The organism is Streptomyces sp. NPDC058665, assembly GCF_042714995.1.
Classification (GTDB): domain Bacteria; phylum Actinomycetota; class Actinomycetes; order Streptomycetales; family Streptomycetaceae; genus Streptomyces.
The window spans coordinates 1-12,962 of record NZ_JBHXRX010000054.1; the positions used below are offsets into that span (position 1 = coordinate 1).

4 protein-coding genes and 1 tRNA gene are annotated in these 12,962 nt (G+C 68.8%); 4 read left to right on the forward strand and 1 reads right to left on the reverse strand.

The annotated features are described in order from the left end of the window. The first annotated feature begins 163 nt into the window (after window positions 1–163). Window positions 164–239 (forward strand) — tRNA-Thr (locus ACFWV8_RS28630). A gap of 45 nt (window positions 240–284) precedes the next feature. Here the strand turns inward: ACFWV8_RS28630 and ACFWV8_RS28635 are convergent. Continuing rightward, a complete protein-coding gene (locus ACFWV8_RS28635) occupies window positions 285–2,936 on the reverse strand; it encodes a SpoIIE family protein phosphatase (protein WP_384209949.1) in 2,652 nt (883 codons plus the stop codon). Window positions 2,937–3,218: 282 nt separating this feature from the next. Between ACFWV8_RS28635 and ACFWV8_RS28640 the strand changes: the two genes are divergently transcribed. The 3 genes from ACFWV8_RS28640 (at window position 3,219) to ACFWV8_RS28650 (ending at window position 12,731) form a co-directional block, all read left to right on the forward strand. After that, window positions 3,219–8,759, forward strand: a complete 5,541-nt coding sequence (locus ACFWV8_RS28640) for a HAMP domain-containing protein (RefSeq protein ID WP_384209952.1) — start codon at window positions 3,219–3,221, stop codon at window positions 8,757–8,759. Between the two features lie 280 nt (window positions 8,760–9,039). Next, window positions 9,040–9,705 carry a response regulator gene (locus ACFWV8_RS28645; RefSeq protein WP_329380771.1) on the forward strand — a complete coding sequence of 222 codons (666 nt, stop codon included), beginning with the start codon at window positions 9,040–9,042 and terminating at the stop codon, window positions 9,703–9,705. A gap of 182 nt (window positions 9,706–9,887) precedes the next feature. After that, complete coding sequence (locus ACFWV8_RS28650) at window positions 9,888–12,731, forward strand: DNA translocase FtsK (protein ID WP_384209956.1); 2,844 nt, start codon at window positions 9,888–9,890, stop codon at window positions 12,729–12,731. Window positions 12,732–12,962: the final 231 nt, after the last annotated feature.

The window sequence follows — 12,962 nt, forward strand, 5'->3', positions numbered from 1 at the left end:
TGGTACTGCAGGGGGGACCCTGTGGGAGAGTAGGACGTCGCCGAACAATTCTTTGTCGGGAGTGCCCCGCACCGTTTTGGTGCGGGGCACTTCTGCGTTCAAGCCGGCTATGTCGACGGTTCTCAGTGCCCGGAGCTTCGGGTATGATCTCTCTTGTTGCCGCGCCCCAATAGCTCAGTCGGTAGAGCGTCTCCATGGTAAGGAGAAGGTCTACGGTTCGATTCCGTATTGGGGCTCCAGCACAAAAAAAAGGGCCCCGCCATCAGGCGGGGCCCTTCTTTCGTTCAGCTCTGGTGCGGCTCGGGCACGCGCATCGCCAGGATCGCCATGTCGTCCGACGCCGGCTCCGCCGCGAACCTCTCCACCGCTCGTAGCACCCGCGACGCAACAGCTCCGGCCGTGAGGCCCGTACAGCCCGTCAGCACGTCGATGAGGCCGTCGTCGCCCAACATCCGTGTCCCTTCCCGGCGTTCGGTGACGCCGTCGGTGACACAGAGGAGGACATCGCCCGGGTCGAGGGTGACCATCTGCTCGTACAGCTCCAGGTCGTCCATCACGCCGAGCAGAGGCTGCGGGTCCGCCGCGGCCTCCACCGTGCCGTCCTGGCGCAGACGCAGCGGAAGCGGGTGTCCGGCACAGACGACTTTGAGCACCGCGCTGCCGTCCTCCTGCGGCCACAACTCCCCGTACAGCAGCGTCAGGAAGCGGCTGCGGGCGCCCTCGTCGAGGATCGCCGCGTTCAGGCGCTCCAGCACCGCCGGGCCGCTGAAGCCCTCGCGAGCCAGCAGACGGAGCGCGTGCCGGGCGAGTCCCGTCACCGCCGCGGCTTCCGGGCCCGTGCCGCAGACGTCGCCAATGGCGAAGCCGTACGCGCCGTCGCGGATCGGGAAGACGTCGTAGAAGTCGCCGCCCACCTCGTTGCCTTCGCCGGCCGCGCGGTAGATGACCTCGACCTCGACGTTGGGCACTTGAGGAAGTTCCGGCGGCAGCAGGCTGCGCTGGAGGGACTGACTGATCGCCATGCGCTCCGAGTACAGGCGCGCGTTGTCGAGGGCGAGCGCCGCCCGGCGGGACAGGTCCTCGGCCAACTCCAGGATCTCCTGGCGGAAATGGTCGTCCGACGGCTTGCCGAGGGTGAGCATCCCGATCACGCGGTTACGGGCGACCAGAGGCAGTACGACGGTCTCTCCGCCCACCGCGGCCGCTGTGGCGAGTGTCGTGCCGATTCCCGAGGAGACGGGCGTGGAGGCCCCTCCCAGCTCCCTCATGGACGTACGGAGCGCGGCCTGGTGCGCGGCGTCCGCAGGGCCGGTCCAGACGCGGGCGCCCGGGGTCGGGACCGGGTCGGGCGGATCGATCTTGGAGAGCAGGGCCTTCAGACCGTCGATGCGCTCCTCGTCCTCGTGGAGCACGTAGGAGAGGTACGGGTCCGACGCCTGGTCGGCGATGGTGTAGACGGCGCACCAGGTGGCCAGCGTCGGCACCGTCATCTGGGCCATCAGCGCGAGTGTCTGGTCCCGGTCGAGGGTGCCCGCCAGCAGGTCGGAGGCTTCGACGAGGAAGGAGAGCGAGCCGCGCCGGAGGCGTTCGAGCTCGCCGAGCCGGGCCGACTCGACCGCCAGCGCGATGCGGTCGGCGGCGAACTGGAGGCGCAGCGCCTCCTCGTTGGAGTAACGGCCCGCCGATTCGGCGGCGACGCCGAGCGAGCCGGTCAGCCGGCCCTCGACCTTGAGCGGAACGGTGACGACGGAGCGCATGCCCGTGCCGTTGAGCAGCGGCACGGCGCCGGGGACGATGGCCAGGTCCTCGTGGACGGCGGGCATCCGGGCGGAGCCGTACCGCCCCGTGCCGGCTTCCACCGGGACGCGGGCGAAGCGCTGCCGGGCCGAGGGGAGGCCGGTGGTGGCCCGTACCTCCAGCTCCGTCTCGTCGTCGGTGGCGAGCAGCAGGAACGCCGAGTCGCCTTCGAGCATGTCGCGGGCGCGTTCCACGGTGCGCTGGAGCAGGCCGTCGAGGTCCTCGGGGGCCGGTGAGCCGATGAAGACCTCGAAGGGGTCCACGGTGCGGCTCTCGGCGCCGGCCTCGGTCACGGGGGCGCGCTGCGGGGTCTGGATCACGGCGCGTTCGTCGTCGCGTACGAGAAGGCAGACGGTGGACGGTTCGCCGTTGGTGTCGCGTACGCGGAGGTGGGAGGCGTACACGGGGATGACGCGGCCGTCACTGCCCCGGATCCCGTAGCTGCCCTCCCAGCGTGACAGCAGCAGCGCCTCGGCGATGCCGGTGCCGATGCCCGGGGTGTGCGGCCAGGCGGCGAAGTCGGTGAGGGGTTTGCCGATGACGTGGTCGGCCGGGTAGCCGAAGAGGTGCTCCGCGTCCTCGTTCCACGTCGAGACGGCGCCGGTTCTGTCGATCTGTACGACGGCGACCCTGACACGTTCGTCGGTGACGGGAAGGAGCGCGTTCGGGATGACGGGGCCCGCGGACCGGGCGCCGACGGGGCGGTCGGGCAGGTCGAGCTGGAACCAGACCTGCTTGTGTGTCGGGGTGTAGTCGACGCCCCAGCGCGAGGCCAGCGCCGCGCAGAGGAGCAGTCCGCGGCCGTTCTCCCGGTCGGGGCTGCCCAGCGACAGTCCCGTGCCCTGCATGGGGATCTCACGCTCGGGATAGCGGTCGGAGACCTCGACGCGGACGCCGCCCTCCGTACGGAGGCAGAGCACGTCCGCCGATGTGCCGGCGTGGATCACCGCGTTGGTGACGAGTTCGCTGGTGAGGACCACGGCGTCGTCGACGATGTCGGAGTAGCCCCAGCCCTGGAGCGTGTCACGGACAAAGGCGCGGGCGGTCGCGACGGACCGCCCGACGGGGTCGAAGCTGGCAGCCGCCCGCGCGGTGATCACAGAACTCCTCGTACGCGTCTCGACGCCCGGCTCTGCCATGATGCGGCCCCGCCCTCCCGGTGCCCGGTGGTAGTACGTTCGCCACACCGCCCCCGCCGGGCGGAGCGGGACGGTTGGACAGCCGGATGCCAGGTTACTTACCTTCGCTGCGAGGGCGGATGCCGGTCACCACTGTTTCCGCCTACCGGGGGTGGGGACGCTATGCGAAGCTGCCGAACTGTTATCGCCAGGTTCAGCCGTGGTGAAACACTGGGCAGGATTCCAGAGACAGTCTGAGTAACTTCTGAGCAGTACACGGTCGATCCCCGCGGGAGGGACACGGTGGAGTCTGGCGTGGCGGCGCGTGGCAACAGCACGCGCGCAAAGGGCGGACGGTCCCGGAACAACGGGGCCACCGAGGTCGATGCGGCGGCTCTGAACAGACTGCTGACGGCCCTGGTGGCGATGCGGGACGGCAACTTCCGTAAACGCCTGACCGTCTCCGGTGACGATGTGATGGCGGAGATCGCCGCCGTGTTCAACGAGGTGGCGGACCGGAATCTGCACCTCACGGGCGAGCTGGCCCGCGTACGGCGCATGGTCGGGCGCGAGGGAAAGCTCACGGAGCGGCTGGAGACGGGCGCCTGCGAGGGGTCCTGGGCCGCCGCCATCGACGCGTCGAACGCGCTGGTGGACGACCTGGCGCGCCCCGTGTCCGAGGTCGGACGGGTGCTGTCGGCGGTCGCCGAGGGTGACCTGGAGCAGCGGATGGAGCTGCGTTCGCACTTCACCGAGGGTTCGGCGGGGACGGAGCGCCCGCTGCGCGGCGAGTTCCTGAAGGTCGCGAGGACCGTCAACAATCTGGTCGACCAGCTGTCCGCGTTCACCGACGAGGTGACGCGCGTGGCGCTGGAGGTCGGTACCGAGGGCAAGCTCGGCGGTCAGGCCAAAGTGCGTGGAATGTCGGGTTCGTGGAAGGATCTCACGGACTCCGTCAACACGATGGCGTACCGGCTCACCGCTCAGGTACGTGACATTGCTCTCGTTACGACGGCCGTCGCCAAGGGCGATCTGTCGCGCAAGGTCACCGTGCATGTGGCCGGCGAGATGCTTCAGCTGAAGAACACCGTGAACACGATGGTGGACCAGCTGTCGTCGTTCTCGTCCGAGGTCACGAGGGTGGCCCGCGAGGTCGGTACGGAAGGCGAGCTCGGCGGCCAGGCCACCGTGCCGGGTGTCGCCGGCGTGTGGAAGGACCTCACCGACTCGGTGAACACGATGGCCGGCAACCTGACCAGTCAGGTGCGTGGCATCGCGGAGGTCACCACGGCCGTCGCGAACGGCGATCTTTCCCAGAAGGTCACGGTGAGCGCGCGCGGCGAGGTCGCGCAGCTCGCCGAGACGATCAACCAGATGACCGAGACGCTGCGTACGTTCGCCGACGAGGTCACGCGGGTGGCGAGCGAGGTCGGCGGCTCTGGTGTGCTGGGCGGCCAGGCGCAGGTGCCGGGCGCCGCGGGCACCTGGAAGGACCTGACGGACTCGGTCAACACCGTCTTCCGCAATCTCACCACCCAGGTGCGGGACATCGCCCAGGTGACGACGGCGGTCGCGAACGGTGACCTTTCTCAGAAGGTCACCGTCGACGTGGCCGGTGAGATGCTGGAGCTCAAGAACACCGTCAACACGATGGTGCGGCAGCTCAATTCGTTCGGCTCCGAGGTGACCAGGGTCGCCCGCGAGGTGGGCGTCGAGGGGCAGCTGGGCGGCCAGGCCGAGGTGCCGGGCGCCGCGGGTACGTGGAAGGACCTCACCGACTCGGTCAACACCGCGTTCCGTAACCTCACCGGTCAGGTGCGGGACATCGCCCAGGTGACGACGGCGGTCGCGAACGGTGACCTTTCTCAGAAGGTCACCGTCGATGTCGCGGGCGAGATGCTGGAGTTGAAGAACACCGTCAACACGATGGTGGCCCAACTGTCGTCATTCGCCGACCAGGTGACGCGGATGGCGCGTGACGTGGGTACGGAAGGCAGGCTGGGCGGCCAGGCGCGGGTCGACGGCGTCTCCGGTACGTGGAAGGAACTGACCGACTCCGTCAACTTCATGGCCGGCAACCTGACGGACCAGGTGCGGCAGATCGCCCAGGTGACCACGGCGGTGGCGCGCGGTGACCTCTCCCAGAAGATCGACGTGGACGCGCGCGGTGAGATCCTGGAGCTGAAGAACACCATCAACACGATGGTCGACCAGCTCTCGGCCTTCGCCGAGCAGGTGACGCGGGTCGCCCGCGAGGTGGGCACCGACGGCAGGCTCGGCGGCCAGGCCCAGGTGCCGGGCGTCGCCGGCGTCTGGCGCGATCTGACCGACTCCGTGAACGGCATGGCCGGGAACCTGACCTCTCAGGTCCGTAACATCGCCCAGGTCGCCACGGCGGTGGCGCGCGGTGACCTGTCGCAGAAGATCGACGTGGACGCGCGCGGTGAGATCCTGGAGCTGAAGAACACCCTCAACACGATGGTGGACCAGCTGTCGAACTTCGCCGAGCAGGTGACCAGGGTCGCCCGCGAGGTCGGTACGGAGGGCATGCTCGGCGGTCAGGCCGAGGTGCAGGGTGTCTCCGGTACGTGGAAGGACCTCACCCAGTCCGTCAACTTCATGGCGAACAACCTGACCTCCCAGGTGCGCAACATCGCCGAGGTGACGACGGCCGTCGCCAAGGGCGATCTGTCGAAGAAGATCACCGTCGACGCCAAGGGCGAGATCCTCGACCTGGTCACGACCGTCAACACGATGGTGGACCAGCTGTCGAACTTCGCCGACGAGGTGACCCGCGTGGCCCGCGAGGTGGGCACGGAGGGCATCCTCGGCGGCCAGGCGCGGGTGCGCGGCGTCACCGGCATCTGGAAGGACCTCAGCGACAACGTCAACACGATGGCCAACAACCTGACCAGTCAGGTGCGGAACATCTCCCGGGTCTCGTCGGCCGTCGCCAACGGCGACCTCACGAAGAAGGTCACGGTCGAGGCGCGCGGTGAGGTCGCCGAGCTGGCCGACACCGTCAACATCATGGTGACGACGCTGTCCTCGTTCGCCGACGAGGTGACGCGGGTCGCCCGCGAGGTTGGCACCGAGGGCGAGTTGGGCGGCCAGGCGCGTGTCCCGGGGGTCTCGGGTACGTGGAAGGACCTCACCGAGTCGGTGAACTCGATGGCGTCCAACCTGACCGGTCAGGTGCGCCAGATCGCCACCGTCACCACCGCCATCGCCAAGGGTGATCTCACCAAGAAGATCGACATCGATGCCCGTGGTGAGATCCAGGAGCTCAAGAACACCATCAACACCATGGTCGACCAGCTCTCCTCGTTCGCCGAGCAGGTCACGCGCGTGGCCCGCGAGGTGGGCACGGACGGGCAGCTGGGCGGCCAGGCACGCGTCAGGGACGTCGACGGCACCTGGCGCGACCTCACGGAGTCGGTGAACGAGATGGCCGGCAACCTGACTCGTCAGGTGCGGGCGATCGCCGCCGTCGCCACCGCGGTGACCCGCGGCGATCTGAACCTCAAGATCGACGTCGACGCCGCCGGCGAGATCCAGGTCCTCCAGGACAACATCAACACCATGATCGCCAACCTGCGCGACACCACCCTCGCCAACGAGGAGCAGGACTGGCTCAAGGGCAACCTGGCCCGTATCTCCGGTCTGATGCAGGGCCGCCGCGATCTGGACGACGTGGCCTCGCTGATCATGAGCGAGCTCACGCCGGTGGTCTCGGCGCAGCACGGCGCGTTCTTCCTCGCGATGCCGACCGGCACCGTCTCCGAGCTGGGGACCGGCGGCCGGGACGGCTCGTACGAGCTGTGCATGCGCGGCAGTTACGGCTACTCGGCCGGTTCGATGCCGACCTCCTTCCGGCCCGGTGAGACCCTCATCGGTACGGCCGCCGAGGAGAAGCGCACGATCCAGGTCAATGTGCCGCCGGGCTATCTGAAGATCTCCTCGGGGCTCGGTGAGGCGTCTCCGGCGTACGTGATCGTGCTGCCCGTGCTGTTCGAGGGCAAGGTCCTCGGTGTGATCGAGCTGGCGTCGTTCCAGCCCTTCACCCAGATTCAGCGGGACTTCCTCAACCAGATCGCAGAGATGATCGCGACGAGCGTCAACACGATCAGCGTCAACACCAAGACGGAGGTACTGCTCAAGCAGTCGCAGGAGCTGACGGAGCAGCTTCGGGAGCGCTCGGCGGAGCTGGAGAACCGGCAGAAGGCCCTTCAGTCCTCCAACGCCGAGCTGGAGGAGAAGGCGGAGCTGCTGGCCCGTCAGAACCGCGACATCGAGGTGAAGAACACCGAGATCGAAGAGGCGCGGCAGGTCCTGGAGGAGCGCGCCGAGCAGCTCGCGGTGTCGATGCGCTACAAGTCCGAGTTCCTGGCGAACATGTCGCACGAGTTGCGTACGCCGCTGAACTCGCTGCTCATCCTGGCGAAGCTGCTCGCGGACAACGCGGAGATGAATCTCTCGCCGAAGCAGGTGGAGTTCGCCGAGACGATCCACGGCGCGGGCTCCGACCTGCTCCAGCTCATCAACGACATCCTCGACCTGTCGAAGGTCGAGGCGGGCAAGATGGACGTCAGCCCGACGCGCATCGCGCTCGTACAGCTCGTCGACTACGTCGAGGCGACGTTCCGGCCGCTGACGGCGGAGAAGGGGCTCGACTTCTCCGTACGGGTCTCCCCGGAGCTGCCGGCGACGCTGCACACGGACGAGCAGCGGCTGCTCCAGGTGCTGCGCAACTTGCTCTCCAACGCGGTGAAGTTCACCGACACGGGCGCTGTGGAGCTGGTGATCCGGCCCGCCGGGGCGGATGTGCCCAACGCGATCAGGGAGCAGCTTCTGGAGGCCGGTTCGCTGCGTGACGCGGACGCCGATCTGATCGCCTTCTCGGTCACCGACACCGGTATCGGGATCGCGGCCAGCAAGATGCGGGTGATCTTCGAGGCGTTCAAGCAGGCGGACGGTACGACGAGCCGTAAGTACGGAGGTACGGGTCTGGGCCTGTCCATCAGCCGGGAGATCGCCCGGCTCCTCGGCGGCGAGATCCACGCGGCGAGCGAGCCGGGCCGCGGCTCGACGTTCACGCTGTACCTGCCGCTGCACGCCAGCGAACTGCCCCCGCAGGGCTATCCGCAGCTGACTCCGGGCATCGAGCCGCAGCGCGCCGGCGGCTCCGTGGGGCTGTCGTCGGAGCACGCGCGGCGGGACCGGCCCGCGGGCCCCTCGGAGGTCCGTACGGGGCCCGCCGCGCTCTTCCGGCGCCGCCGCAAGGCCCTGGGCGGTCCCGAGCAGATGAGTTCGCTGTCCGGGGGCCCGGCGGGCCCGTCCGCCAGAGGGTCCGGGAACGGCTCCTCGGGTGTGGGCAACGGCTCACGGCTGTCGGGTGGTTCGGCGGGCGAGGAGTCCTGGACGGCGGAGGCGCCCGAGGCTCCGGAGGAGCGGCCTACGTTCTCGTTCGGCGGCGAGAAGGTGCTGATCGTGGACGACGACATCCGCAACGTCTTCGCGCTCACCAGCGTCCTCGAACAGCACGGTCTGTCGGTGCTGTACGCCGAGAACGGCCGTGAGGGCATCGAGGTGTTGGAGCAGCACGACGATGTGACGCTGGTTCTGATGGACATCATGATGCCCGAGATGGACGGATACGCGACGACGACGGCGATCCGCAGGATGCCGCAGTTCGCCGGGCTGCCGATCATCGCGCTCACCGCGAAGGCGATGAAGGGCGACCGGGAGAAGGCGATCGACTCCGGCGCATCTGACTATGTGACAAAGCCGGTCGATCCCGATCATCTTCTGTCGGTGATGGAGCAGTGGATGCACCAGAAGTGACACGAAAGGGACGTCGGGCGGCGGCTTCAGGAGCACCCGGCGGCTGTGCGAATCTGTGCGGGAAGGCGAGTTTCTGTGGTCCAACAGGTGTGAGCCGCAAGTAATCGGGGAACTTTTCGAGCTCCTGTGACGTTTTTGCTACGTGCACAGTGACATCGCGGTGACAGGGTGTGGCGACAGGCGGGGTGCGGCTACCATGACCGGCACAAGGACGGACGGCGTAAGGGAGTCGTCCCCTGGGGCGGCGCCCGGTGCACAGCCGGGGCGAGGAGGGCGGGCCATGGTGCAGAAGGCCAAGATCCTCCTGGTCGATGACCGGCCGGAGAATCTGCTGGCGCTGGAGGCCATCCTCTCCGCGCTCGATCAGACGCTGGTGCGGGCATCGTCAGGGGAGGAAGCGCTCAAGGCGCTGCTGACCGACGACTTCGCGGTCATTCTGCTGGACGTCCAGATGCCCGGGATGGACGGTTTCGAGACCGCCGCGCACATCAAGAGGCGTGAGCGGACCCGGGACATCCCGATCATCTTCCTCACGGCCATCAACCACGGTCCGCACCACACCTTCCGGGGATACGCCGCCGGCGCGGTGGACTACATCTCCAAGCCGTTCGACCCCTGGGTGCTGCGTGCGAAGGTCTCGGTCTTCGTAGAGCTGTACATGAAGAACTGTCAGCTGAAGGAGCAGGCCGAGCTGCTCAGACTCCAACTGGCGGGCGCGGGCGAGGTGAAGGAGCCGACAGGTCTCCTGGCCGAGCTGTCCGCGCGGCTCGCCGCGGTCGAGGAGCAGGCCGAAGCGCTCTCCAAACAGCTGGACGACGAGTCCGCGGACGCCGCGGCCGTCGCCACCGCCGCACATCTGGAGCGCAAACTGACCGGGCTCCGCAGGGCGCTGGACGCCCTGGAGCCGGGCAGCGGAGGCGCGTCCCCGCTTCCCTCACCGAACTGACGGGCACGCCCCGGGTACCAACAGGCCCGCAGGCGGCCCGTATCCGTGTGTCCGGTGGTCCGTCGGCAGCCCGGTGGAGGGTGCTGACGACGCGTCAGTTCCGCGCCGACGGCGGACGACACGTACGGGTGAAGCGGTAGGCACACGTGTCCGCCGCCGTTCACACCGGTAACCTCACCCCCATGGCCTCACGTACGTCCGGCAAGGGTTCCCAGGGCACTGCGGGCACCGCGAAACCGCGTGCCGGCCGTGCGAGCGGTGCCGCGAAGAAGGCGGCCCCCGCCGCCAAGGCCGCCGCGAAGAAGAAGACGGCGCCCGCGAAGAAGGCACCGGCCAAGAAGGCCCCCGCGAAGAAGTCCGTGGCCAAACCGGCACCCAAGCCCGCGCCATCCCCGACGAACGGCGTCTACCGCCTCGTACGCCTCGTCTGGCTGGGAGTCGCGCACGCGGTCGGCGCGATGTTCCGCGGCATAGGGCGCGGGGCGAAAGGGCTCGACCCGGCGCACCGCAAGGACGGCAGCGCTCTGCTGCTGCTCGCCCTCGGCCTGATCGTCGCCGCCGGTACGTGGTCGAACCTGCGGGGCCCCGTCGGCGATCTCGTCGAGATGCTCATCACCGGCGCCTTCGGCCGGCTCGACCTGCTCGTCCCGATCCTGCTGGCCGTCATCGCCGTCCGGCTCATCCTCTATCCGCAGCGCCCCGAGGCCAATGGACGTATCGTCATCGGCCTGTCGGCGCTGGTGATCGGTGTGCTCGGGCTCGTCCACATCGCGTGCGGCTCCCCGGGCCGGGACGAGGGCACCGAGGCCATGCAGGACGCCGGGGGGCTCATCGGCTGGGCCGCCTCCAAGCCGCTGATCTTCGCCATGGGCGAGGTTCTCGCCGTACCGCTGCTGGTCCTGCTCACCGTCTTCGGCCTCCTCGTCGTCACCGCGACGCCCGTCAACGCCATCCCGCAGCGGCTGCGGCAGCTCGGTGTCCGGCTCGGCATCCTCGACCCGGCCCCGGCCGAGCACGACGACGAGGAGGACGGCGAGCAGGAGTACGACAACGACGACGAGCGGTACGACGACCAGTGGCGTGAGGCCCTGCCCGCGCGGGGGCGCCGTGCGTCACGGCGCGCCGCGGCGCTCGCCGACCACGACCAGGAGCACGACCCCGACCAGGCCGAGGCGGAGGCGCTGGCCCGCCGCAGGCGCCCTCGCCGCCGGCCGGTGCAGCCGGCGGCCGACCGCCCCATGGACGCCGTCGACGTGGCCGCCGCCGCTGCCGCGGCGCTGGACGGAGCCGTACTCAACGGCATGCCGCCCTCACCGATCGTCGCCGACCTCACCCAGGGCGTCTCGGCGGACCGTACGCGGGACGCGGAGAAGGCCCGGCCGGGGGAGCGCTCCGTACCACCGGCCCGCGCACCGGAGCCGCGTGGCGCCGCCGCGCAGTCCCCGTCCGGCGCCGTGGCCGACCTGACCAAGCCCCCGCCCGCGCAGGACCGCCCGCTGCCCCCGCGCGCCGAGCAGCTTCAGCTCTCCGGCGACATCACCTACTCCCTGCCCTCGCTGGACCTGCTGGAGCGGGGCGGCCCCGGCAAGACCCGCAGCGCGGCCAACGACGCGGTCGTCGACTCACTGACCAACGTCTTCATGGAGTTCAAGGTCGACGCGACCGTCACCGGGTTCACCCGGGGGCCGACCGTCACCCGCTACGAGGTGCAGCTCGGCCCCGCCGTGAAGGTCGAGCGCATCACCGCGCTCACCAAGAACATCGCGTACGCCGTGGCCAGCCCCGACGTACGGATCATCAGCCCCATCCCCGGCAAGTCCGCCGTGGGCATCGAGATCCCCAACTCCGACCGCGAGATGGTCGTCCTGGGCGACGTCCTGCGGCTGGCCGACGCCGCCGAGGACGACCACCCGATGCTGGTCGCGCTCGGCAAGAACGTCGAGGGCGGCTACGAGATGGCCAACCTCGCCAAGATGCCGCACCTGCTGGTCGCCGGCGCCACCGGATCCGGCAAGTCCTCCTGCATCAACTGTCTGATCACCTCGGTGATGGTCCGGGCGACCCCCGAGGACGTACGGATGGTCCTCGTCGACCCCAAGCGGGTCGAGCTGACGGCGTACGAGGGCATCCCGCACCTGATCACGCCCATCATCACCAACCCCAAGCGCGCCGCCGAGGCGCTCCAGTGGGTCGTGCGGGAGATGGACCTGCGCTACGACGACCTCGCGGCGTACGGCTACCGCCACATCGACGACTTCAACCAGGCCGTGCGCAACGGCAAGGTCAAGGCCCCCCAGGGCAGCGAGCGCGAGCTGACGCCCTATCCGTACCTACTCGTGATCGTGGACGAGCTGGCCGACCTGATGATGGTCGCGCCGCGCGACGTCGAGGACGCGATCGTCCGCATCACCCAGTTGGCCCGCGCCGCCGGTATCCATCTCGTGCTCGCCACCCAGCGCCCTTCGGTCGACGTCGTCACCGGTCTGATCAAGGCGAACGTGCCTTCCCGGCTCGCCTTCGCGACCTCCTCGCTCGCCGACAGCCGGGTCATCCTCGACCAGCCCGGGGCCGAGAAGCTGATCGGCAAGGGCGACGGACTCTTCCTGCCCATGGGGGCCAGCAAGCCGACCCGTATGCAGGGCGCCTTCGTCACGGAGGACGAGGTCGCGGCCGTCGTCCAGCACTGCAAGGATCAGATGGCGCCGGTCTTCCGTGAGGACGTCGTCGTCGGCACGGCCAAGAAGAAGGAGATCGACGAGGACATCGGCGAGGATCTCGATCTCCTGTGCCAGGCCGCCGAGTTGGTCGTCTCCACCCAATTCGGCTCGACATCCATGCTTCAACGGAAGTTGCGCGTGGGTTTCGCCAAAGCGGGCAGACTTATGGACCTGATGGAATCACGGAACATCGTCGGTCCGAGCGAGGGCTCCAAGGCGCGTGATGTCCTGGTGAAGGCGGACGAGCTGGACGGGGTGCTCGCCGTGATCCGCGGTGTGCCCGCTCCCGAAGGAGCTGACGGAAATTGACGGAGCCTGAGGCGATCCGACGGATACCCGGAGCAACTTTTCCCCTCGTCCGGGCGTCAACGTGGAAGGGGAGACACGCCGTGTCCCGCCGACACGCCGTCCGGCCATTCTGATGGCGTACAAAGTCCATCCTCCCGGTTGCCCCACCCTTTCGTACCACCCATAGACTGAACATCCAGCAGGTGGCTACACGCTCGAAAGGCACTCCCGTGTCCATCGGCAACTCCCCCG

Coding starts and splice junctions, on each gene's coding strand:
- ACFWV8_RS28635 (WP_384209949.1), bottom strand. CDS start 2,936: ATGGCAGAGCCGGGCGTCGAGACGCGTACGAGGAGTTCTGTGATCACC.
- ACFWV8_RS28645 (WP_329380771.1), top strand. CDS start 9,040: ATGGTGCAGAAGGCCAAGATCCTCCTGGTCGATGACCGGCCGGAGAAT.
- ACFWV8_RS28650 (WP_384209956.1), top strand. CDS start 9,888: ATGGCCTCACGTACGTCCGGCAAGGGTTCCCAGGGCACTGCGGGCACC.